The organism is Butyrivibrio sp. (assembly GCF_017940685.1).
Classification (GTDB): domain Bacteria; phylum Bacillota; class Clostridia; order Lachnospirales; family Lachnospiraceae; genus Butyrivibrio.
The window spans coordinates 21,537-44,233 of record NZ_JAGAYD010000244.1 but is presented as its reverse complement, the minus strand read 5'-3'; the positions used below and the strand labels follow the sequence as shown (position 1 = coordinate 44,233).

Sequence of the window (22,697 nt, the reverse complement as noted above, 5' to 3'; positions counted from 1 at the left end):
AGGTATTTTATGTCGAATAAGTACACAGAAAAACGAAAAAAAAGTAATAAGAGATACATGGAAAAGCTTTCGCGCACGGATGTATGGCTGACACCTGAAGAAAAGGAAGAAGTCAAAGGAAAAGCTAAAGCAGAAGGCAAGAGCCTTAGTAGCTATATAAGAAACAAACTTGGGTATAAAGACACCCCGATAAAGGAGAATGGCGATGGAATCAGATAGGAGAGAAGCTGCGAGACAGTTTTTTAATAAGTGGAACAATAGAGGAAAAGAAGATGAAGACGACAGATCATACTGGATCGAATTCTTGCAGAATATCCTAGAAGTGGATAATGTTACCGATAGGATAGAGTTTCAGAAAAAGGTAATAGGACCGGATGGAAACACCAAGCGCATTGATGCCTATATCCCCGAGACAAGGGTTTTAATCGAGCAAAAGAGCTTAAAGATAGACCTTTCAAAACCACAACAGGGACATGACGGGATGACTCCCTATGAGCAGGCCAAGATGTATGACAATTCACTTCCGGTATCTGAAAAAGCTAAATGGATAGTTCTTTCAAACTTTGGCGAAATATGGGTTTATGACATGGATTCAAAGAAACCTGAACCTGTAAAGTTCTTGTTGTCAGAAGTTCCGAATAAGTACAGCAGCTTTGAGTTCCTGGTTAATAAAAAGCAACAAATCATCCACAACACAGAGATGGAGATATCAGTAAAAGCCGGGGAATTCGTAGGCCTTATGTATGACGCTCTCCATAAGGAATATATCAATCCTGACAGCGAAGAATCATTAAAGAGCCTCAACATGCTCTGTGTCCGCCTTGTATTCTGCCTTTATGCGGAAGATGCACATATATTTGGCTCTAACGGTCACATGTTCCACGATTATATGGAGCAGTTTGAAGCAAAGGATATGAGAAAAGCTCTTATAGAGCTGTTTAAAGTGCTTGATACAAAGATAGAAGACAGAGATCCATATGATAATTCTGAGGTATCTAAGTTCCCCTATGTCAATGGAGGCTTATTTGCCAAGGAAGACATTGAAATTCCAAACTTTACAGACGAGATAAGGGACATTCTGCTCAATAAGGCAAGTGAAGGTTTTGACTGGTCTACCATATCACCAACAATTTTTGGAGCTTGTTTTGAATCATCACTCAATCCAGAAACAAGGCGATCCGGTGGTATGCACTATACATCCATCGAAAACCTGCATAAAATAACTGACGAATTATTCCTTAATGCCCTTAAGGATGAATATGCTCAGATAAGTGAAATAAAGATTGAAAAGACCCGAAAAGCAAAACTGGAAGCATTCCAGGATAAACTATCAAAGCTGACGTTCTTTGATCCGGCTTGCGGCAGCGGCAACTTCCTTACGGAAACCTATATAAGCCTAAGAAGATTAGAAAATCTTGTAATAAGGGATATCCTTGATTGTGATAGGAAACAAATAGATGGTCAGATTATATTTGGAGCTGCCATCAATCCTATTAAAGTCAGCATATCGCAATTTTATGGCATTGAGATAAATGATTTTGCTGTTACTGTGGGAAAAACTGCACTTTGGATTGCTGAATCTCAGATGATGAAGGAAACAGAAGATATCATATCTATGAGTCTTGATTTTCTTCCACTTAAGACCAATGCTAATATCCATGAAGGCAATGCTCTAAAAATAGACTGGAATGAAATAATTCCACCCACAGAATTAAGCTATATTATAGGCAATCCTCCCTTCGTAGGAGCAAGATGGATGAATCCTGCACAAAAAGCAGACGTTTTGTCAATATTTGGAAGTAAATGGAAAAGTGTTGGGGATCTTGATTATGTCAGTTGTTGGTATAAAAAAGCAGCTGATTACATGACGGGAACCAATATAAAAGCTGCTTTGGTTTCAACAAATTCTATAACCCAAGGCGTTAGTGTTTCAAACCTTTGGAGGCCATTATTTGATGAAGGACTGCATATAGACTTTGCATATCGCACATTCATATGGGATAGTGAGGCATCAACCAAAGCACATGTTCATTGCGTCATTGTAGGATTTAGCAAAACTGTTTCATCTTGTGAAAAACACATTTATGAGGGCAATAATAAAATAATAGCTCATAATATAAATGGATATTTGTTAGATGCTGACAATATATTCATAGACAAAAGAACAAAACCCATATCGGACGTACCGGTAATAAATCTTGGCGGGCAGGCATTGGACGATGGAAACTACATTCTTACAGCTGAAGAAAAAACAGAATTGCTACGCTCCGAACCACAAGCTGCAAGCTTAATAAAACCCTATATGATGGGAAAGGACTTTATAGATAGAAAGCCCAGGTATTGCATTTGGTTAAATAAAGCAGATCCAAGTCTTATAAAGAAATGCCCCTTAATCCTTAAAAGGGTTGAGAATGTTAAAGAATTTAGGCAGAACAGTAAAAGAGATAACACCTTAAAAGCTGCCGCTGCTCCGACACTTTTCGGAACTATGTTGGAACCCCAAAGTGACTATATTGCAATTCCAAAGGTTTCTTCTCAGAATAGACGGTATATTCCAATAGATTACCTCTCAAAAGATATTATTCCAGGAGATAAAATATTCGCTATGCAAGATGCTGGTATATACCATTTCGGAGTTATAACATCAAATATACACATGGCATGGACAAGAGCAATATGCGGAAGATTAAAGAGCGATTATAGCTATTCGAATACTCTTGTCTACAACAACTTCCCATGGCCCTCGCCGACAGATGAACAGAAAAGAAAGATCGAAGAAACCGCACAGGGGATATTAGATGCAAGAGCATTATACCCTGATAGCAGCCTCGCAGATCTATATGATCCTCTGACGATGCCAATAGAACTTCAGAAAGCTCATACGGCGAATGACCGGGCAGTAATGCAGGCCTATGGGTTTGATATCAAAACTACAACTGAAGCTGACTGTGTGGCAAAGCTGATGCAGATGTATAAAGAATTGACTGATGAAAAATCATCATAAATCCGCTATTTTTATACATTTTAGTGTTCCAAAGTACACTAATCGTGGTAAAATACTATTAGTTGAGTGATAGAACCCAACAGTAAAGCGATTACACGTAACTATTAACCAAGAAATCTAAGTATTAAAAGGGAGATCGAGAATGAATAAGACAGAACTCATCGAAGCAATTGCAAAGGAAACGGGACTTACAAAGAAGGATGCTGGTAAGGCTGTTGACGCTTTTGTAGACACAGTATCAAAGGCCCTTAAGAAAAAGGATAAGGTTCAGCTCGTTGGCTTTGGAACATTCGAGACAGTTAAGAGAGCAGCAAGAACTGGTAAGAATCCTCAGACTGGCGCAACACTTAAGATTCCTGCTTCTACAGCACCTAAATTTAAGCCAGGTAAGGCGCTTAAGGATCTTGTAAACGGCAGCAAGAAATAATATAAAAAAAAATCTGGCACCCCGCATGGTTGAGCCATTTATGAACATTATTTAATAAAAAAAGTTAAAAGTATGGTTTAAAACTCTCGGGGCAAAAATGAACATTATTTCTTGAAAACAATAAGGGACTATCACCGATGCATAAAGTGATAGTCCTTTTAGTTTAGCAAAAATGCCTCTTTTTAATGCGATGGCCTCTGCAATACGGGCATGCTTCTCTGCCACGATACGCCATTTCTACCCTCTGAGATATAAACATAGGGTAATGATGAGATGTGTCATTGGGGCATATCCACCACACGGTTCTTTCTGCCTTATCAGATACTTCAGTAGGCTTACATAGAGCACAGTTATTGAGATAATCCCATTCTTTTAATATTTCGCGCAGTATTTTATCCATTCAAGCCTTACTTTTACCATGAAATCATCGTATTCCTCTGTGGTAAAAGGAAAATCAAGCTTAAATGTTCTTTCTGCATTATCTTTTCCAGCAAAGGAGTACCTCACTGACTTTGGTGTTATTTCTCTTATATAGTCAAAATCCATCTTGTTTTCGCCTTCCTGATTCCACGAAAGCCATTTATAGTCTCCTTTGACATTATAGTAGGCCTTGAACTGCTGCGGTGACGATATTTTCCTTTCAGGTCCGGCTTCTATTTTTGCCCATTCATTCTTAGCAATATTCTTTATAATGCTGTTCAGTGCCTTATCCCAAATCTTATCCTCATAATGCAGGAGTGACTCTGAGCAGACCTTATCAATAAAAGCCTCTTGTCTTTTTGGTTCAATCGAAAGATTCAGACTTTCAATCTGTTCTTTAGCTCTATCATGCATTATGGTTTTAGCAAATAACGAAATTACACATCCCTTAAACCATGACTCTTTTTCATCCTCATGAAGTTTTGATATATTACTGTCTGTGATATCGCTTTTTAAGCCGAGTATTTCGTTTATTGCATCTATCTTTTCATCAAGTGATAACATTCGTGATAACCTCCATCTGTTTTCTGATTTTATATTATAAAGCATCTTACCTCAATATTCTTCCCCAAAGTGTATCTTGAATGAAACTGGCTTTTAAAAACCGCCAGCCATGACAGAATAGTGTTATAATATTTCCATAGAAAAACATACATTAAAACCGACTCGGCACCCTGCCATTTTAATGTACGTTCTGTATCAGAATCCATTTGTATGTTTTACCTTAATGTACGATTTAGAAAAAGCGTACATTATCCCTCTAACCCAGTATCTATCTGCTTTAGATAAGTGTCATGAATAGTGTACGGAAACTTTAAGTTTCATTTGCAAATATGCTACAGGCGTAGTAATATTATATTAACGTAAAAATAGCATAGTAAAAGCCAAAGAAGTCATGACGATTAACCTCTCATGGCTTCTTTTTACGTTAGTTACAGAACACTTCCTGCCAAAATGAGTGTTCACGCCAAAGGCGTTTGTTAAACCTTACGCCTTACAGGGGGCGTGGGTTCTTTTTACAGTCAAAGGAGAATAAATTATGACTAAAGAAGAAAGAATTGAAGCACTCGCAAAAGAAATCATGCGTAAAGGTGAGCTCGTAAATTATGAGCTTATTGACCTGGCAGCAGGCGGCCACATGTCAATGTATCACATCGGCCTCACAGATGAAGAGCTAGTTAGAAGAGCAAAAAGAGAGCACAAAATCTGTTCGACATTTGCCAGCAAAAATGAGTTCAACATTGCTCTTGATAACATGTTTTCATCACAGTATGAGGCTAAGAGGCTGGCAAAATGGGTTTTAGATCCTGCCGCATCACCAAGACTTACATCAGAAGATTTTGTTGATGAAAACCTCGGACGCATGATAAAGAAGAATGGAGCTATTAAGAATGTATCAGCTTATGAGTTCGTTCTTCAGAAGCACGATTCAGATTACAGAAATAAAATCACGGGACTTCCTTTTGATTTTGTTACTGCAACAGTCGTAGAGTAAAAAGAAAAGACATCCAAGGGGCTATTCCCAAGGATGTCTTTATTTTTTCTTAAAACTGCTCTACGAAGTCATTAAGAGAAGGAGCAAGTTCAGAAATCTTACTGATGCTATTATTAAGATATTCAGGGACATATATCTCAAATCCGGTTCCAAAATTATCAAGAACCTCTTTTCCAGAGTCCTCACATCTCTTAATATACTTAGCTTTCTTTAAGTCATATTCAGTTATCATAGCCTCTACGAGACTTTTAAGACCGGGATCAGCGACCTGTTCAGGAACCTTTTTAAGCTCCGCATAATCCTCAGAAGAAAGTCTTATTTTCTTTACTTCACCAAAGCTATCTCTATAATTCATATTCATTTTATCCTTTCTCATAAACGTATTTTTATCTGCTGTTCAAGAGAGAAGGGAATAAAAGTTTCCTCTTCTCTTTGGATATATTCCTTCACGGCCACCGGACAATCAATGATAAACATATATTCAGCATTCTCATCAACTTCCTGATGCTCAAAACCGGTTTCAGTATCTTTAAGAAGGCTATTATATTTATCCTTATTCTTTTCAAGGTTCCCATCGAATCTCTCAATAAGATTTATGCAGAAGTCCCTCACCTCCGGGACATCAATCTTATCAACTTCCTGGGCGAGTTCAGCCCTCATATTTTCACTCATATATATCTTAATTTTCTTAGCCTCCATCTATATGATCCTTCCTGGGACAATGCCCGTAAAAGCAATTATTTATTTTATAGTCATATTATACAGCCAAAGGATAATTTTTGCAATACATTTATTATTTGAAGAAATGCGATAAAATGCGATGCGCATAAAAATAGTATTGCAATTATTCCACACACGGTGTATATTAGACATATCAATAATACACCATTTGCGTATCAATCAGAGGAGGATTTTATGCAGATTACAGAGGAACAGGCGAAGATTATCGCCACGGCGCTCATGAAGCCCATCAAAGACGGTTATGCGGAGTCACAGTTTGGAGTCTACAACGGAGATCAGGGTGTTGTAGGAATCGTCAGGAAGTTTAAGAAGTGCTATGTATTTGTTGAGTTTAATGGAAGAAGAGACAATTCAGTACGGCTTCCCAAGATGACAACCCCTCTTCAGCTTGATGTTGTGATCGACAGGGTTATTGAAGCTCTTGATATTGCAGCTACATTACAGGGAAAAGACCTGGATACAGAAAAGCCCAATTTCCATCCTTACAAGGTAGGCAGTTTCATTAAGAAGAGACCCGATTATAAGGAGCCGGAAAAGAAGAATAATCTTGAGAAGATGATCGAAGAAGAGCTGGATGTGAAGGAGCCTGTGAAAGATACACCTAAGGAAGCTGCTCCTACTGTCCATGAAGATACTAAGAATGATTCTGAGAAAAAAGATCCTGTTTATGTTCCGCCCAAGGCAGTAGATGTTGAACCAGAACCAGAACCGGAACTTGAAGAAATTCCCGATGAGCTGGAAAAAGCACCTTCAGAAGCAGAAGAGGTCACTTCCGAGCCTGAGGCTGAAACTCCTCAGCCCAAAGAGACAATGGTTCAAACTATTGAGGATCTTAATGAATACTACAAGGAGGATGATAAGGAAATGCCAAACGAAGTAGAACTAACAACACTTGAGAATGAAAAAGGCGAACCAAACGCTTTTTATGCACTGACAGAAGTAAATGGAAGCCCGGAACAGTCTCTTGCAGAGATTGATCTTAAAAAGGAATCAGCACTTTGCAGACAGATCGCAAAGCATCAGGATGTTTCCTCAGAGGAAATGCAGAAAGTATTTGCCACTCTTATTGAGAATGCTCCAAGAGCCGCAGAGATGCTTTATATGGCCACTATGGTCACAGCACTCAAGGTAAATGGTGGCGATGCAGAAGAGATTGCAGAAAAGCTCGGGATCGACGAGAAAGACCTTATTATGGCCAATTATGAGTACGAGCTAAGAAAGACAAGAGAGTAAATTTGCTTTTAACTGCGTATTACCCCGATGCGCAGTTTGCCATATAGCATATAAACCTCCTATTTCTGGAAGGGCTTGTGAGGTATATCCCGCAGGCCTTTTTAGATGCAAAGGATAGGAAAATAATATGAACGATTGGCAGAAATCCAAAACATTGCCCGCAGAGCAGGCAAGATCGCTTCTTGTTGAGCTTATGCATGAGGGCTATGATACCATGTGCAGCGAGCTGGATAAGGATGGCAATTTGACAGTGGCTTGGCCCGCAAGTAAAATTGTAGGAAAACAATTACCTGATACTAAACGATAGGAGAATACGAACTATATATGAATTTTGATGAAGCTTGGAGTAAGAGAGTAGTAGATGAGCTGTATACCGGCAAAAACATTTCTGTACAGGTCAGGATCAACTTTGATAACGGAACCGCATCCATGGTAATGCCCGGATATGCAAAGAATGAAGATGAGGCCATGAATACCCTTAAAAGAGCATGGGAGACATATCTAAAAGGTAAAGATGGCGAGGAAAACTCAATCAATAGCATCATTGTCGAAGCAGTGGATGTGACAAGTATTCCTACAGTCATCCGTGGTACAACTAAAATAAGCGCATGAACTACCATCACCGACAATATCGGAAATGGTTTCTACAATACCATGCGGTATAGTAAGACACGTTCACAGTGCCGCTACTCCGTCGGGAAATCCCTTCGGCATACTTTAAGTGTTATATATATGCGCTTGTGGCGCTTGGGAACTAAACACCTTGTATATTTTACGTGCCATAGGTTCTTGGTTTGTTAGATTCATGGCACAACCACCTATATACAGTTTTCAAGGTTCCGATAGACTTATTCTATCACGAACAACTGTTCGTGTAAAGGCGATTCATCCCACAACCGACTTCAAGTAATTTTTCAAGGTAAGTGCAACAAGCTGTTCGATTTACTTTGATAAGTAATATGTGTTGCATTTAGTCTGATTTGCATAAGCATAATTTGACATGTTAAGCATTTTGTTTTAACATGTAGCTATAAGTTATCGAATCAAAAGTTAAATAGTTCAGCACGTCATATAAAGATTTATAAAACAGGCTCGGAGAATTATTCTCGGAGCTATATTTATACGATTTTTAGAAAATTGCGTATTCTGAGGGATTTGCTATAATATAAGTATAATATTTATGCTTATTTTGTGCGTTGGATTCTCAACCACGTTTGAAGCTTTCTGTTCGATTGAACAGTCTGCACAGTCCTTGCGAGAGGCAATTATTGTATAAAGGAATGCTTTAAAAGCAGGCCAATATCAAAAGGTATTGAAGAACAGGGTGCATATAAGAGCTCCTTGTTATATACGAAAAGGAGGCTATCGTTTTATTCTTGTTTCAATATGCTATATTAATAGCGAAACTAGAATGGAAACGGAGAAATTGAAAGCCGGAAACACAATATAAAGGAGCATCTCCTTTACCATAGGGATTAGGTCTCTATTAACACTTTATTCCAGGGACCGCCTATGGCTGAGTCTCTGATTATATATGCAACTATAAACAAGACTCAGTAAAAGGAGAAATATGATGAGTAACAAGGAAACTCTTGAAAAAGTCCAAAGACTCAGGCCGATAGATGATGTGTTCTTTGAGCGACTTATGGAAAACAAGAAAGTCTGTCAGGAAATATTAAGAGTAATATTAAATGATGACAAGCTGATTGTAAAAACCGTGGTGGCACAAAGGGGCATACAAAATCTATTCGGCAGATCAGTAAGGTTGGATGCGCTGTGCATCCTGGGAAATGGAGAGATCTGTAATATAGAAGTGCAAAAGTCGGATAACGATGATCACGTCAAGCGTGTTAGGTACAATGCATCTCTTATTACAGCCAATAAAACTCCAAAAGGTAGTGATTTTTCATCTGTACCGACACTGCTAATGGTATTCATATCCCGGTTCGATATATTTAAAAAGAACAGGAATATCTATCATGTACATTCAGTGATAACAGATGAAGGCATGGGCTATGAAATGGTAAACAATGGTTTATCTGAAGTCTATGTGAATACTGCTGTGAAGGACGGAACAACTCTTTCAGAACTCATGGAGTGCTTCGAGAAAGAGAAGGTAGATAATACCAAGTTCCCTAACCTTACAAAGGAAGTGAAGTATTACAAAGAAAACAAGAAGGGAGTAAGTCGTATGTGTCAGATAGTTGAAGATTATGCACAAGAGAAAGCTGATTTTCAGAGAGCTCTCGATATAGTTGAGCTTATTGACAATGCAATGCGTAATGGCGAAATGTCATTAAAAGACACTTGCAAGCTTGTTGGGGTCTCTCAGAGAGCATATAAGGACGCTAAGAAGCTCCTTTCTGAAAATGAAATGATCGTTTGAGTTAAATGAAACTATGGCTTTCAAAAAGATATCCCCAGATGCAATCGCATCTGGGGATTTTCTTTTTATTCAATGCCATGCCTACACTTATTTAAGTAATTCTTCATCCATGCCCTATCATCAGAATTTGAAACATTGATGGCATATCTGCAAACTGCTCTGGCAACTGTCTGTAAATCTGTATCTATGTACCAACCACAGAAATTTATAAGCGTATATGCTCTTAGTAGGGCTTCCTTCTGACAAATATATTGCGCCTGATCTATCAGTTTGTTGAATATAGCATCTTCTTGTTCTGTCGGTTTTAAGGTTTCTGTATGTGGTCCGTCCTGTGTTTTTCTAACCGCAAATATTCTCATAGTGTAGTATTCAGGAATAAAAATATCTTCTGCATAATCATGCTTATGGGTCTCTGCCTTATACCCATACTCAGCGAGGGCTTTAAGCACCTCGCTTATGAGCAGGTCATCCTTAAACAGATACGAGTCCATTTCAAGGATGTTACTTATTACGGCAAGCCGTGACAGTGGCATGTCCATCTTCCCGTTTTCAATATCCGACATAACACTGGGGCTTACACCGACCTTATCAGCAAGGTATGCCTGCTTCCAGCCTTTCTTTTTCCGGGCGTCTTTTATAAGTTTTCCTGTATTCTTTCTAAAAGTTTCTTCAATAAGCTTTTTCTGATTATCATCCATAAATGCGATCCTCCGTCAATCACCAAAAACTACAATTAGTTTCGATTTGGCCGAAACCAGTTGTCTGAATTGATTAATCGCATACAATCTATTCTGTTGTATCATAACCTTGTATAACCACATAAAAAGACACCAACTCCCATAGATTTCGCCGTCTGTTTGAGTTGATGCCCTTACCCTTGGTGATAACCACCATGTTTTTCATTTGTTTGTAGGTATACAGTACCACTATTGTATCCAAAAAGCAAGGAAAATCTGATGGTCTGGTTAAAGTCACCCTTTAGAGCATTCACTGAGAGTGTCTTTTATGTGGTGGAAAGGATGACTTATGCAAAAACCAGTATCTAAAAAACATCTCACAGAGGATGATCGCATCAGGATCGAAGCACTTCTCAATGAACAGAAGTCTCTGAGATACATAGCGGCCCGTCTCGACAAATCTCCATCAACCATTTCCCGCGAGATAAAAACTCATGTAACAGAGAACAAAACAAGGCCCTGTGACTGCATCTATTTTTACGATTGTAAAGCCAGGAATGTATGTGGCAGCAAAAGCTGCAAGAAAGAATGTCGCTCATGTTCCAAGGCAAGGAAGTACTGTACGGACTATTCCAAGGCTTACTGTGAAAGACTGATTGGCCGCAAGCTAAAGCTCTGTAATGGCTGCCCCAGGACTTACAACTGTCATTATGGAAAGTTCTTTTACAAGGCATCCAAGGCAGATATTGAGTATCGCAACACACTTGTAGAAAGCCGGAACGGGTATGACCTGACAGCGGAAGAACTTATAAATCTCGATGAAACAGTCTCTCCATTGATAATGAACGGACAGTCTGTTTATCACATAGTTCAGACAAACGACCTTCCTGTTAGCGAATCTACGCTCCGCAGGATGATAAAGAGCTGTGAGCTTGAAGCACGGGACATTGATCTGAGAAACGCTGTAAAGCGCCGTCAGAGAAAGAAACGCCCAAAAGATTATAAGACGATGTTGGTCGTAAAAGACGGGCATAAATACGACAATTACTTGGAACTTGTTAAAGATAATCCTATCGAGATACCTCAGATGGATTGCGTTGAAGGGTCCAAGGATTCAGATGCAGTATTGCTAACACTGTTCTTTCCTGTCTCCAGAGTACAACTCGCATTTATCTTGGAGTCCCAGACATCTGAGAATGTGGTTGCTTGTCTCGATATGATCGAAGAAGCCCTAGGAACTGAGCTGTTCAAAGAGATGTTTCCGTATATCTTGACTGACAACGGGCATGAGTTTGCTGACATCGACGGAATGCAGCGCTCTATAAACGGTGATGAGCGCACGTTCATATACTTCTGTGAACCCAATCATCCCGAGCAGAAAGGCGGCTGCGAGAAAAATCACGAATTTATCAGGTATGTCATACCAAAAGGTACTTCCCTTGAGCCGTTTTCTCAGGTTGATATCAGCAGGATGATGGATCACATCAACAGCTATACAAGAAAAGAGCTTCACGGCAAATCTCCTTACGCTGTAGCAAGAGCAATGTACCCAGAAGATTTCTTTACCTTGTTAGGTCTTGAAGACATCTCTCCCAAGGATATAGTTCTTAGTCCAAAGCTCTTAAAAAAGACTATTTCTTCAGATTAACTGCAACGCTCTAATATGTACTATTTACTCTGACAGGCTCAGAAATGGGCCTGCTTGCTATGTACAAAATCGGGCAAAATGCGGCAAAAACCATAAATTTCCCATAGAAAAACGGAGTGAATTTAAGCGCAAACTACGCCAAAATCCGCTCCGTTATCTGTTTTATAAAGATGTTGCATTTACCTTAAAAATTTACCCACAACCGACTTCATCAGACTTCATCAGAAGGGGTTTTCTCGCTGAATTTTATAATTTCCTGTACAGAAAAATTTTCTGTACAGCAAAAATACCCATTATGTTATATTATGCTAAAAAATAAATATAATATGTTCCCTCTAAGAGTCCGAATACCGGGCTCTTTTTCTATGTTCTAATTTTATTACTCATTCTTTTACACATAATCTTAACAACTGATAAGAATTAGCTATTATCAGAGAACCAATATTCCATATTTATTATGAAAACAATTAAACGGGCGCAAGAAGCGTCACAGACTCATAACAAGGAGGAAATCATTATGAGTAAAATCACAACATTACAGTCACTATTAACAAAAGCTACAGACGAGACACCACTCATATTTGAGGGAGATATGGCTCACAAGATCATGGCGCACTATGTGGGAGAACTTGATGAAAAGGGAAATCACATCCTGGCAGCTTGTGACCTCGGGCTCAACGTGGACGTTATTCCCGATACAGAGTATTCGGTGACAGGATTCTACAACTACAAGGATGCAGAATACTATGCTGCTATACTGCCTGAAAGGTATGAAATTGACCCGTCAGAATTCCTGTACGTATCAGAATTCGTCCCATTCAGACCCGATGTGTGGCTCACTCGCGATAAGCCTGACCTTCAAAAGATGCTTATGGATGAGTTTGCACAGGCATGCGATGAAGCGCATAAGAACAATAAGAGACCACTGATCATTACAGGAGTATACGAAAATGATGTAGTCTCAGCTTACAGCATCCATGATAAGAGGGTTCTGACTCTCACAGGGTATAGGACATATAGGGAGAACTTCATAATCTCTAACGGAGATATCTCGATTGCAAATGGAAGCACGCTTTACCAAGTACATATCCCATCGGATAACTTTCAGGTTTTGACAGGAATCAAAGCGTCGGTCCAAGTATTCTCACAAAGACATGTTTCAGATCCGTGGGAGGAAAGACCGGAATATATCCCTGATGAACTTGTGCCATACTTAATAAAAGAAAGGGGATTATCTAAGCAGACATATTACAAAGCTCTTAAATACCTTAATAAGTCTTTTGAAGAGGATATGGGTATGCCGGAAGTATATGCGCTTTTAGAGGGAAGACTTAAGCGATTTGAGAGACTGCTATTGATGGAAGCCCCAAAAGTAATCCTTGAGAAAGAAGAAAGATTCCTTGGAGAGTCGATAAAAGCAATCGAAAACCGCTAAACAGATAGCCTACAGGATGCAAGCCTGTGGGCTTTTTCTTGACAGAAATACACTAATGGTGTAATAATAAGATTGCAATAATTGATAAGGAGCAGATATGGCAGGTAGTTCTAATAGGAAAGTAAATAGCCTTGTTGGATGTATCGGCATTATAGCCGTTGTATTTACCATGCTATTTTCAGCTTATTTCCTCGCCGGGAACATGAGACATATCTGCTGCACACACCAAAGAGCAGAATCCGGATGTCCTATATGCACCCAGATAGAAGAGTGCCAGAGCATTATGCAGAGGACATCAGCTAAGGTTTTTACTCTTGTAGCATTTCTTAATGTGGTCGCCGCTGTAAAGGCAGTAGCCATATTCTCAGAAATATTCATCAATTCTACACTCGTAACCCAGAAAGTACGCATAGATCGTTGAGCCCCATCTCTCTTTGCAGATAACTACAAACTTTAGTTGAGAAAGGACAATACTATGCGCAAATTCATATCATTACTACTTGCCGGATTTATGCTGACCGGTTTACTTTCTGCATGCGGAAATACAAATCAAACAGCTCCTACTAAAAGATTATCAGTAGTTACAACCATTTTCCCAATATATGACTGGACAAAAAATGTTCTCGGAGGCAATCCGGCTAATATGGAATTAACCCTACTTCTCGATAGCGGAGTGGATCTTCATAACTATCAGCCCACGGCTGAAGATGTGCTTACAGTTTCAAACTGCGACATGTTTATATATGTTGGCGGCGAGTCGGATGAATGGGTGGAGAACATCTTAAAAGAAAACACCAATGAAAACCTTGTAACGATAAATCTTCTTGAAGTCCTTGGAGAAAATGCCCTGGAAGAGGAAGAAAAAGAAGGCATGGAAAAAGAGGAAGATCACGAAGAGGAAGAAGGTCCTGAGATGGACGAACATGTGTGGCTTTCCCTCAAGAATGCAAAAATTTATACAGATTATATTGCAGAAAAGCTGTCTGAAATTGATGAGGTCAACAATAAACGCTATAAAGACAATGCAGCAGCCTATAGTAAAAAACTTGAACTACTGGACTCCAAGTATCGTGAAGCAGTTTCATTCTCGGGAGTTAGGACGCTTCTTTTCGGAGACAGATTCCCATTCAGATACATGACAGAAGATTATGGACTTGATTATTATGCAGCTTTCAAAGGATGTTCTGCCGAAACTGAAGCAAGCTTTGAGACGATCACGTTCCTTGCAAATAAGCTTGATGAACTGTCACTGAATAGTGTCATGACTATTGAAGGCACTAATCACAAGATAGCAGATACCATTATCTTTAATTCAGAGTCAAAGACCGCAAAAGTTCTCTCTCTTAACTCAATGCAGGGGGTAACAGGTCAGGATGTAAAAAACGGAACTACATACCTTGGGATAATGGCGTCTAACCTTGAAGTGTTAAAGGAGGCTCTGAAATGAAAAAACAGATAACCTTTGACAGGGTAACTTTAGGGTATGACAGAAAGCCCATATTACAGGACATTACCTTTTCAGTAAGTAAAGGTGATTATCTGTGCATAATAGGGGAGAATGGTTCCGGGAAATCCACTCTGATGAAAACACTCCTTGGACTTATCCCGGAACTTGACGGAGACATTACATTTTCTGATGGCGTAAAACGTACAGACATAGGATATCTACCACAACAGACACCGGTTCAAAAAGACTTTCCAGCATCAGTATATGAGATCGTGTTATCAGGATTTCAAAATAAATGTGGTCTAAGGCCGTTTTATACCAAAAAAGAAAAGGAAAACGCAATACAGAACATAATAAAGATGGGTATATCGGACCTCAAGGATAAATGCTTTAGGGAACTGTCAGGAGGACAGCAACAGAGAGTCCTTCTTGCAAGAGCTTTATGTGCAACAGATAAGATCCTTTTACTGGATGAACCCGTGGCAGGTCTTGATTTTAATGCCATGAAAGATATGTATGAGCTGATTGAATCACTTAATAAAAGTGGCACGACGATAATCATGATCTCCCATGATCTATCTGAAGTAGAAAAGTATGCAAGTCATATCCTGCATATAGGCAAAAGTGTGTTCTTTGGAACAAAGAGGGAATATCTTGAACACTCAGAAAAGAAGGGAGGGCTTATATAATGGATAAACTCATTATGTATATGCAATATCCCTTCGTCAGATATGCTCTTATTGTAGGAGTCCTTATAGCGCTTTGTTCTTCACTTCTTGGAGTAACGCTTGTGCTTAAGAGGTTTTCTTTTATAGGAGATGGACTTTCGCACGTAGCGTTCGGAGCTATGGCAGTAGCAGCGGTTACAGGCCTTTCCAATAAGATGCTGCTGACCCTTCCTGTGACGATAATAAGTGCGATACTGCTCCTTAAAAACAATGAAAACAGCAAGGTAAAAGGCGATGCAGCTGTAGCCATGATTTCAGTGGGAGCACTTGCTTTCGGGTATCTTGTAATGAACGTATTTAGCACTTCATCTAATGTATCAGGAGATGTATGCACAACACTTTTTGGTTCGACTTCAATCCTTACTTTGGCTGAAACCGATGTATATCTCTGTGTTATCTTATCAATAGCAGTAGTGGTGCTGTTTATATTCTTTTATAACAAGATATTCGCCCTCACCTTTGATGAAAATTTTGCAAAGGCAACAGGAGTAAAAACAGAAAAATATAACTTTGTAGTAGCCACAGTTATAGCGGTGATAATAGTGCTTGCCATGAATCTTGTGGGCTCACTTTTGATATCAGCCCTTATCATTTTCCCGGCACTTTCAGCAATGAAGATGTTTAAGAGTTTCAAGGCAGTGACCATCTGCTCTGCTATCATATCCGTACTTGCGGCACTGACAGGGATAATAGTATCTATCCTTATGGGGACTCCTGTAGGGTCAACAATAGTAGCAGTAGATGTAGTGGCGTTTGCTATATGCCACGGAATAGGAATGGTGAAAAGATGAGAATAAGAAAGATACTTGCCTTGACAGCAGTAGCAGTAATGCTTTCAGGGTGCGGGAGTGAAAACAACCAGGCATCACGGATAGATAACGGTACAAAGACTGTAGAAGATGTGCTTGAAGAACAGACAGCAGATTCTGAGGAAACAATGCCGGGCCTTGAGGCTGTTGCGGTCAACGAAGCAGAACGGGCAATAGAGTCATCAGAAAAGACATCCGATGTTGATATAGACCTTACAGAGCTATCAAGTACGCTCGTATATTCAGAGGTTTATAACATGATGACATCGCCGGACCAGTACTTCGGCAAGACCATAAAGATGAGAGGAAATAATTCTATTTTCATCGATGAGACCACGAACCTTGCATATTATTCATGCGTGATCCAGGATGCGACAGCCTGTTGTGCCAACGGCATAGAATATGAGCTTACAGGAGTAGGAAGCCTTGATGGATATCCTGAGGATGGAAAAGAGATAACTGTGACAGGAACATTCAGCTCGTATGAGGAAAACGGCGCATATTATCTGGTACTTTCCGATGCCTCCTTGGAGTAAAAATGCTTGCATTTATACTACGCCCATAGTATAATAATTTCAAAGTTAAATACTAAACGTCAAACCATAAGAGTTGCTATCTTGATAGCAGCTCTTTTTCTGTTATCAAATCCCATTAAAATAACGCCCCATGGGCGATTAAATAAATAACTATAAAAATCTTAGAAAGGAAGGCCCGGTGGGTCTTTTTTGCGTAAAGGAGGAATTACGTATGGTAGCTTATTCATTTATGTATCAGGCGCCCGTAAAACATTGCCGCTCTGTAGAGACACTTTTAAAGGCTCTTGCAAGAGGCGAGCATGCAAGACTTACTGTTGACGCTTCCCCTAAGGGCCGCCCTTACATCAGGCGGAACAAGGAGACCGCAACAATAAGAATTGCAGGAGAAGACGTAATAATAACAAGACAAACCTATGAGCTTATCGCAGACAGGCTCGACATTTCTTTCAAAAGCCACAGAAAGGAGGCTACTTTATGAGAAAAGAGACTTATATCAAGATGTGGATCACACTTCTTGTAGTTGAAGCAATTACGCTTCTTGTTTTTGGTATCGTAAACGCCCCTTTGTGTGCAGCGATTGTAAGGGGCACTGTTTTAGGTAAGGCCGCAGCTGGTATTCAGATTTTTGGCGGCATCGGCAGTTTGTTCATAGGCAAATAAGGAGAAAAACATGAACATATTTTTCGACATGGACGGAACATTGTCTGTGTTTAATAAAGAGGCTGGCCCGGATGTGTGGTCAGCCCCTGGTTATGCACGGACATTAGAAAAACTAAATAACGTTGTAGGAGCCTGTAAGCAGCTCCTTAAAGAAAAAACAATCAACGGCGAAAAGATCAATGTGTACATCTGCTCGGCAGTAGTATCAATGGACTTTGCTGTTGAAGACAAAAAGTACTGGCTCAAGGAAATGGGAATCGACATTCCTAAGGAGAACATGATTTTTGTTCCTTATGGCCAGAGCAAGAAGAAAGCCATAGAAGAGGCAGGAGTAACAGTAAGACCCGGTGATGTGTTCTTGGACGATTACACAAATAATCTCGTAGAACTTGCACAGATAAAGGGTCTTATCCCTATAAAGCTTCTTAACGGCATCAACGACACTCACAGATCTTGGAGGGGTGCAAGGGTTTCAGCGTTTTCTGATGCTTCAGAAATTACGACTACAATCCTTGGAATATCCCTTGTATCAAGAGCCGCGTAAAGAAAGAGAGGAAAATAAAATGGATAGATATTTGTATCTTACAGAGTTCAAATTCACCAAGAGGACAATCACAGAGCATCTTTTGGCATTCTGCAAAGAGACTCAGACTGATTATATCCACGATCTTCAGGGATTCTATGCTGACATCTTCGGATGCGGCGACTATTACAGGCTGGAAACAGTTTCTGTAAAGAATGAGAACTTCGAAGTTTACGCAGACACGACAAGCGTAAAGAAATCTTACCTTGATCGTATATATCCGCTTAAGCCTAAGGCAATCACAACCCAGGAACCCATCAGAAAAATCCGGGTATTTTTCTCTGATGGAGAGATTATTTCCACAGAGATCAGGCTGTGTTCACAGAAAGCCAAGGCCTTCTATCTTGGAAACAAGATGAAAACAGATGCCGGAATTGAATATGCAACTAAAGTTGAAATAGTAGCATAAGGAGGAACTTATCATGGCAAGAAGATTGTCAGACGACAACCGTCAGCTTTTGCAATACATCGCTAACAGATGTAATGAGGCTTCAGATTGTGTAGCAGAGGGCGACAAAGCTCTTAACACAATTTTAAGCCTGTGCGACGAGCTGGCGGATCGTATTAACGACTACCTTGAACTTGATTAAAAATACGACATTTACCCTTACAAAAAGGGCATCAGGTTGGAGATAACATCAAGAGACCTTGCCCTTTTACAGGGGCTAAATGGAGAAAAATGGATAAAAATAACTTAACATATGACGAGATCAGAGCTCTTTCACAGGCAGATGCAGCAAGCATCGCCATTGAGACTATGGAGGTAAAAGGCTACGATGTATATTTCATCGATTTCGGTCCTCTTCGCGGATACAGCTATCTTGTATTCAAGAATGAGAATCAGATTACCGATGATTTCGGACATCTTCACAGCTATATCCTCAAGGAAAGAGGCCTTGCAGGCTTAAGGCAGTGGTATATCGACACACTGAACACCAAGCTCTTTACAGAAGAAGAGATTGCAGGGCCACTTAAGAGCTATGACGATTATCAGCAGAAGAGTTATTTTCTTCATAACTACTATGCAAAGCAGCATGACTACATGTCTATGTTTTTCATTGGTAGTGATGAGGAGAGAGAAGAAAGAAGAGAAAAGGCTGGGGAGATGATCTTCAATCGTGTAGGTTTTTGCTACATGGATAAAAGCCTTAAATCCTTTGTCGATAAGCATATAGCGCTCTTGGATAAGCTCAACGCTCAGAAGGAAAATGTTGCTGATAACTATGAGTATCAGAAATCAGCATTCCTTTATGAGATGTACAATCACGAGTATGCTATAAATCTTCAGGCCGACTGGGATGTTCTTTCGGTATTTGGAACAGTATCTTATGAGGATTCTCAGAGTGATATCAATAAGTGCTTTGATACGCTTGGATTCACCACGACTCAGAGAATAGCTTACATGGATGCAAGAGCTGAATACTATAAGAGACAGCAGGAGGTGGCTTGAAATGGCGCTTATCAAAGAAGGAATTTATAAAGAAGAATCCACAAATCAGCGGATGTTCTGTATTAAGGTTTGTTCCCCGGATACTATCAAGACATGGTTTGAGGACAAGCAGGGCAACAAAGACACCGAGGATAACAACTGGTGGGATATGAATATCGGACCGGAAAGATTTGGGTGGCTTGTTAATGAGTGGAACAAAGGCAAAATAAAAGAGACCTATCCTCACTGGTGGGAGAAAGTTGACAGCAGAAAAGAACGCATTACTTCTTTATTGCAGCTCGACTGGGATTCCCTTAGAGAGGTAATCAACTATGCAGCATATATTCTGCCACATAGTAAATGGGCTCTTGAAAACTGAATAGCAACGTCCTCTATGCGGGGTAATAGATTTAAGCATCCCTGCATAGGGGGATGCTATGAGGATAATTAAAATGAAATATTTTTACGGAATGCGCTTAAGAGGTTTCTCACCCGGATGTCAGCCGATGGAAGGATTTGTTAAAAGGCTTGATTCACATTCTAAGAATTATCACGACATTATAGTGTATGACAAGGCATTGTCAGAGCAGAACGTGAAGCACTTCAGCTTAACGCCTCTTTATGGCTACCAGTACACAAATAATCTCGGGGATGATCAGATGTATGCATTTGAAAGCCTTGAAGATACCGTGAAAGATATCACAGCCACTTTGCAGTTTGCATATGATGAATATTGCGAGCAATATCCTGACTGTGATGTAACATGGCTGAACAGATATCTTGATTGCAGTAATACCTCAGAGGTTTATGTTCCTGATTCAGACTGTTATACAAAATGTGAGATATCAGCTCCTGTAGAACCTATCTCAGGATATATTGAGAAAGAGTCAAAGAAGCCCATAAGGATCGGCAGCATAGTCTTCAGGCTTGAAGGAGTAAACTGCCTGGATAATGAAGATGTCAACATGAAGATCGCCTATGACGATGACGAGGCATATTCGTTTAAGGACAGATACTCTAAGGCCATCGAGGAGCTTACCAAGGAAACAAAGGGCATGACTCTCTCAGAGGCTCAGGAACATTTCAAGGGAAAAACCGAGGATGACCTTGCAAACTACTACGGAGACTGGATTTTCGTATATACAAAGGAATTCAACAAAAACTATCTCTCATTTGGTGTACGAATGGATTAAGGAGGAAAACACTATGACATACGATATCGTATATGTAAATAAGGATGGCTCAACAGGCGCTTACGCAGGAACAAGTGAAGAGAGCTTTATTACTGAGGTAAAAAGGTGCATCAAGCTTGGTCTTGAATTTGCTGCTCACTCTAAGCCTGACGAGAAAAATGACTGATTGCAAACAGACTACACTTATAGTATAATATAGGCAACGTCAAACAAAATATAGTTAAAATCATTAAGCCGTTTACATTCCTGTAAGCGGCTTTTTTGACGTTTTCAAATAGATTTCCCTAAATTCCGTCCTAATGGGCGTTTAAATAAATAACTATTAAACAGATTTACCGCATGAAAGCGGAGATTGGAGAAAATATGGTATCAAAGATTTATCTCGACACTATCCCTGAATATGGGAAGTTTGTTGTATTGGATGAAAACAAAAAGAATGTCAGATGTATGAAGGAAAAGGGTGGAACAATCTTCGTATTCGCTCCACGCCGTTCGAGATATGGCAGAAGATATTCTGAAGAAGCATTCGTGCAGCTTCCTTATCAGGTAAAAATTGTTAATGAGGCAGAAAAGTGGCATAAGAAGATCGTCAAAGCAAAGAATATCTTGGAGAAGTCGGGATTATGCCCGGAAATTCTCAAGGTCTATACCGGGCTTTCACAGATGACTTATGAGGATTACAAAGCTGTTTGCAGGATCTGTGACAGCAGGCCTAATGAGTGGTTTGATAAGACAAAGACAGCAGCAGAAAGAAAGGCTTTCTTTGGCGATTACGCTGTCAAATATCCTTTCCTTTTCGATAAGGACGGATATGTTGATTCAGACTACTACGGTGAACTTTCAGATCCTACATTCAAGTCGATGTACTTTGGTTATTCAAATTCACTTTATAAGAAGGAGATCGCCAGAGCACTCTCAGAGAAAAGAACCTATGACACGGGAAGAGTTATCGTAAGTTATGATAACTCATTCAGCTATGAGCCCGACAAGAACCATGCGTTCTATAGGGAGGAGTACCGTGGATGTGGCAATGGTTACTATTACCTTGCACTTGACGGAAATACAGCTGTTTTTTATGAGAAAGACTGATGGAGGGAACCATGAAGTTATACCACGTAACCCCTAGTCATAATCTTGATGGCATTTTTAAAAAAGGCCTTATACCTCAAAAAGGAGCATATGCTTCTGAGATGGGCGAGTCGGAAAAAGCAATTTGGTTATTTCAGACACTAGAAGACGCTGAGGAAATGATTCCGATATGGCTTGAACCCTTTTATGGCGATGACCTTGTAATCCTTGAAATTACACTTCCGGATGATTATCAGTTGGAGTACTCAGGAAGCGATTATGAAGTCTATACCACCATGAAAATAAGACCAGAACATATCAGGATTAGCGAAGAAAGGAATTAAAATGGCAATAGCACAGATAAAGAACGGCCCTGTAACATATACAGGGTTTGAGGAAAAAGATAATGGAAAATTTTTTCTTTCAGATGAAGGTGGGTATATCCGTCTCAAGTATCAAGTCGATGAGTTCAGACAGATCCTGTTTACCCTCACAAAGGTAACTAAGGATAACCTTCAGGAACAGCTTGATAACAAATACTTTGATAAAAGGGATATTCCTACAAGCATCATGGAGCATATCAATAATGGCGGAACAGCTTACTGGTATTGTGGAGATCCATTTACCGGGCCGCTTAACAGGTTTGGTACTGATCCCGATAAGATTATCGAAGCAAAGAAAGAACAGCTTCTGAGAGACTACCCTCAGAAATAACTAA

Annotated in this window: 32 protein-coding genes; 27 read left to right on the top strand and 5 right to left on the bottom strand. The window is 39.7% G+C overall.

What is annotated here, in order from left to right; genetic code table 11:
- Positions 1 to 9: 9 nt before the first annotated feature.
- The 3 genes from J6I68_RS14530 to J6I68_RS14520 all read left to right on the top strand — a co-directional run bounded on the left by J6I68_RS14530 (position 10) and on the right by J6I68_RS14520 (position 3,431).
- The gene (locus J6I68_RS14530) at positions 10 to 219 is read left to right on the top strand and encodes a plasmid mobilization protein (RefSeq protein ID WP_292221364.1); all 210 of its coding nucleotides are present in this window, start codon (positions 10 to 12) and stop codon (positions 217 to 219) included.
- On the top strand, positions 206 to 3,004 hold the full coding sequence (locus J6I68_RS14525; RefSeq protein ID WP_292221363.1) for a DNA methyltransferase: 2,799 nt from the start codon (positions 206 to 208) through the stop codon (positions 3,002 to 3,004). Before J6I68_RS14530 ends, J6I68_RS14525 begins: the two co-directional genes overlap by 14 nt.
- Positions 3,005 to 3,146: 142 nt before the next feature.
- On the top strand, positions 3,147 to 3,431 hold the full coding sequence (locus J6I68_RS14520) for an HU family DNA-binding protein (RefSeq protein ID WP_292221362.1): 285 nt from the start codon (positions 3,147 to 3,149) through the stop codon (positions 3,429 to 3,431).
- A 163-nt stretch (positions 3,432 to 3,594) separates the two neighbouring features.
- On the opposite strand, the gene J6I68_RS17425 is transcribed toward J6I68_RS14520, so the two are convergent.
- A complete protein-coding gene (locus J6I68_RS17425; RefSeq protein ID WP_442861731.1) occupies positions 3,595 to 3,831 on the bottom strand; it encodes a zinc-ribbon domain-containing protein in 237 nt (78 codons plus the stop codon).
- Complete coding sequence (locus tag J6I68_RS14515; protein WP_292221361.1) at positions 3,804 to 4,415, bottom strand: hypothetical protein; 612 nt, start codon at positions 4,413 to 4,415, stop codon at positions 3,804 to 3,806. Before J6I68_RS14515 ends, J6I68_RS17425 begins: the two co-directional genes overlap by 28 nt.
- Before the next feature lie 535 nt (positions 4,416 to 4,950).
- On the opposite strand from J6I68_RS14515, the gene J6I68_RS14510 reads away from it, so the two are divergent.
- Positions 4,951 to 5,406: an RNase A-like domain-containing protein gene (locus J6I68_RS14510; RefSeq protein WP_292221360.1), complete on the top strand. Its 456-nt coding sequence runs from the start codon at positions 4,951 to 4,953 to the stop codon at positions 5,404 to 5,406.
- Positions 5,407 to 5,455: 49 nt separating this feature from the next.
- Here J6I68_RS14510 and J6I68_RS14505 read toward each other — a convergent pair whose 3' ends face one another.
- Both J6I68_RS14505 and J6I68_RS14500 read right to left on the bottom strand, forming a co-directional pair.
- Positions 5,456 to 5,761, bottom strand: a complete 306-nt coding sequence (locus J6I68_RS14505; RefSeq protein ID WP_292221358.1) for a hypothetical protein — start codon at positions 5,759 to 5,761, stop codon at positions 5,456 to 5,458.
- Between the two features lie 17 nt (positions 5,762 to 5,778).
- On the bottom strand, positions 5,779 to 6,105 hold the full coding sequence (locus tag J6I68_RS14500; RefSeq protein ID WP_292221357.1) for a hypothetical protein: 327 nt from the start codon (positions 6,103 to 6,105) through the stop codon (positions 5,779 to 5,781).
- Positions 6,106 to 6,321: 216 nt separating this feature from the next.
- On the opposite strand from J6I68_RS14500, the gene J6I68_RS14495 reads away from it, so the two are divergent.
- The 4 genes from J6I68_RS14495 to J6I68_RS14480 all read left to right on the top strand — a co-directional run bounded on the left by J6I68_RS14495 (position 6,322) and on the right by J6I68_RS14480 (position 9,766).
- Positions 6,322 to 7,380, top strand: coding sequence for a hypothetical protein (locus J6I68_RS14495; RefSeq protein ID WP_292221356.1), 1,059 nt, complete (start codon positions 6,322 to 6,324; stop codon positions 7,378 to 7,380).
- A 127-nt stretch (positions 7,381 to 7,507) separates the two neighbouring features.
- Positions 7,508 to 7,687, top strand: a complete 180-nt coding sequence (locus J6I68_RS14490; RefSeq protein ID WP_292221354.1) for a hypothetical protein — start codon at positions 7,508 to 7,510, stop codon at positions 7,685 to 7,687.
- Between the two features lie 17 nt (positions 7,688 to 7,704).
- On the top strand, positions 7,705 to 7,992 hold the full coding sequence (locus J6I68_RS14485) for a hypothetical protein (RefSeq protein ID WP_292221352.1): 288 nt from the start codon (positions 7,705 to 7,707) through the stop codon (positions 7,990 to 7,992).
- A gap of 961 nt (positions 7,993 to 8,953) precedes the next feature.
- A complete protein-coding gene (locus J6I68_RS14480) occupies positions 8,954 to 9,766 on the top strand; it encodes a PD-(D/E)XK nuclease family transposase (protein WP_292221350.1) in 813 nt (270 codons plus the stop codon).
- A gap of 65 nt (positions 9,767 to 9,831) precedes the next feature.
- Here the strand turns inward: J6I68_RS14480 and J6I68_RS14475 are convergent, their stop codons facing one another.
- A complete protein-coding gene (locus tag J6I68_RS14475; protein WP_292221349.1) occupies positions 9,832 to 10,464 on the bottom strand; it encodes a helix-turn-helix domain-containing protein in 633 nt (210 codons plus the stop codon).
- A gap of 328 nt (positions 10,465 to 10,792) precedes the next feature.
- Here J6I68_RS14475 and J6I68_RS14470 point away from each other — a divergent pair, with 328 nt between their 5' ends.
- The 19 genes from J6I68_RS14470 to J6I68_RS14380 all read left to right on the top strand — a co-directional run bounded on the left by J6I68_RS14470 (position 10,793) and on the right by J6I68_RS14380 (position 22,693).
- The gene (locus J6I68_RS14470; RefSeq protein WP_292221347.1) at positions 10,793 to 12,091 is read left to right on the top strand and encodes an IS30 family transposase; all 1,299 of its coding nucleotides are present in this window, start codon (positions 10,793 to 10,795) and stop codon (positions 12,089 to 12,091) included.
- Positions 12,092 to 12,608: 517 nt separating this feature from the next.
- Positions 12,609 to 13,526, top strand: coding sequence for a hypothetical protein (locus tag J6I68_RS14465; RefSeq protein ID WP_292221345.1), 918 nt, complete (start codon positions 12,609 to 12,611; stop codon positions 13,524 to 13,526).
- A 97-nt stretch (positions 13,527 to 13,623) separates the two neighbouring features.
- The gene (locus J6I68_RS14460) at positions 13,624 to 13,947 is read left to right on the top strand and encodes a hypothetical protein (RefSeq protein ID WP_292221344.1); all 324 of its coding nucleotides are present in this window, start codon (positions 13,624 to 13,626) and stop codon (positions 13,945 to 13,947) included.
- 54 nt (positions 13,948 to 14,001) lie between these two features.
- Positions 14,002 to 14,973, top strand: a complete 972-nt coding sequence (locus tag J6I68_RS14455; protein ID WP_292221342.1) for a metal ABC transporter substrate-binding protein — start codon at positions 14,002 to 14,004, stop codon at positions 14,971 to 14,973.
- On the top strand, positions 14,970 to 15,662 hold the full coding sequence (locus J6I68_RS14450; protein ID WP_292221340.1) for a metal ABC transporter ATP-binding protein: 693 nt from the start codon (positions 14,970 to 14,972) through the stop codon (positions 15,660 to 15,662). The genes J6I68_RS14455 and J6I68_RS14450 overlap by 4 nt, the downstream gene beginning before the upstream one ends.
- Positions 15,662 to 16,492 carry a metal ABC transporter permease gene (locus J6I68_RS14445; protein WP_330622520.1) on the top strand — a complete coding sequence of 277 codons (831 nt, stop codon included), beginning with the start codon at positions 15,662 to 15,664 and terminating at the stop codon, positions 16,490 to 16,492. Before J6I68_RS14450 ends, J6I68_RS14445 begins: the two co-directional genes overlap by 1 nt.
- A complete protein-coding gene (locus J6I68_RS14440) occupies positions 16,489 to 17,046 on the top strand; it encodes a hypothetical protein (RefSeq protein ID WP_292221339.1) in 558 nt (185 codons plus the stop codon). The genes J6I68_RS14445 and J6I68_RS14440 overlap by 4 nt, the downstream gene beginning before the upstream one ends.
- Positions 17,047 to 17,257: 211 nt before the next feature.
- Complete coding sequence (locus tag J6I68_RS14435) at positions 17,258 to 17,524, top strand: hypothetical protein (RefSeq protein ID WP_292221337.1); 267 nt, start codon at positions 17,258 to 17,260, stop codon at positions 17,522 to 17,524.
- Positions 17,521 to 17,706 carry a hypothetical protein gene (locus tag J6I68_RS14430; protein WP_292221335.1) on the top strand — a complete coding sequence of 62 codons (186 nt, stop codon included), beginning with the start codon at positions 17,521 to 17,523 and terminating at the stop codon, positions 17,704 to 17,706. The genes J6I68_RS14435 and J6I68_RS14430 overlap by 4 nt, the downstream gene beginning before the upstream one ends.
- A gap of 10 nt (positions 17,707 to 17,716) precedes the next feature.
- Positions 17,717 to 18,250 carry a hypothetical protein gene (locus J6I68_RS14425; RefSeq protein ID WP_292221333.1) on the top strand — a complete coding sequence of 178 codons (534 nt, stop codon included), beginning with the start codon at positions 17,717 to 17,719 and terminating at the stop codon, positions 18,248 to 18,250.
- A 19-nt stretch (positions 18,251 to 18,269) separates the two neighbouring features.
- Positions 18,270 to 18,698: a hypothetical protein gene (locus J6I68_RS14420; protein ID WP_292221331.1), complete on the top strand. Its 429-nt coding sequence runs from the start codon at positions 18,270 to 18,272 to the stop codon at positions 18,696 to 18,698.
- A gap of 13 nt (positions 18,699 to 18,711) precedes the next feature.
- Positions 18,712 to 18,879 (top strand): hypothetical protein, encoded by a 168-nt coding sequence (locus J6I68_RS14415; RefSeq protein ID WP_292221330.1) that lies wholly within the window; start codon positions 18,712 to 18,714, stop codon positions 18,877 to 18,879.
- Positions 18,880 to 18,968: 89 nt separating this feature from the next.
- Entirely contained in the window at positions 18,969 to 19,739 is a 771-nt protein-coding gene (locus J6I68_RS14410) for a hypothetical protein (RefSeq protein ID WP_292221329.1), read from the top strand.
- A 1-nt stretch (position 19,740) separates the two neighbouring features.
- On the top strand, positions 19,741 to 20,097 hold the full coding sequence (locus tag J6I68_RS14405; protein ID WP_292221328.1) for a hypothetical protein: 357 nt from the start codon (positions 19,741 to 19,743) through the stop codon (positions 20,095 to 20,097).
- Positions 20,098 to 20,155: 58 nt separating this feature from the next.
- Positions 20,156 to 20,911, top strand: coding sequence for a hypothetical protein (locus J6I68_RS14400; protein ID WP_292221327.1), 756 nt, complete (start codon positions 20,156 to 20,158; stop codon positions 20,909 to 20,911).
- Between the two features lie 13 nt (positions 20,912 to 20,924).
- Positions 20,925 to 21,077 (top strand): hypothetical protein, encoded by a 153-nt coding sequence (locus J6I68_RS14395; RefSeq protein ID WP_292221326.1) that lies wholly within the window; start codon positions 20,925 to 20,927, stop codon positions 21,075 to 21,077.
- 197 nt (positions 21,078 to 21,274) lie between these two features.
- Positions 21,275 to 22,000 (top strand): hypothetical protein, encoded by a 726-nt coding sequence (locus J6I68_RS14390; RefSeq protein ID WP_292221325.1) that lies wholly within the window; start codon positions 21,275 to 21,277, stop codon positions 21,998 to 22,000.
- Between the two features lie 11 nt (positions 22,001 to 22,011).
- Entirely contained in the window at positions 22,012 to 22,323 is a 312-nt protein-coding gene (locus tag J6I68_RS14385) for a hypothetical protein (RefSeq protein ID WP_292221324.1), read from the top strand.
- 1 nt (position 22,324) lies between these two features.
- Complete coding sequence (locus J6I68_RS14380; protein ID WP_292221323.1) at positions 22,325 to 22,693, top strand: hypothetical protein; 369 nt, start codon at positions 22,325 to 22,327, stop codon at positions 22,691 to 22,693.
- Positions 22,694 to 22,697 lie beyond the last annotated feature (4 nt).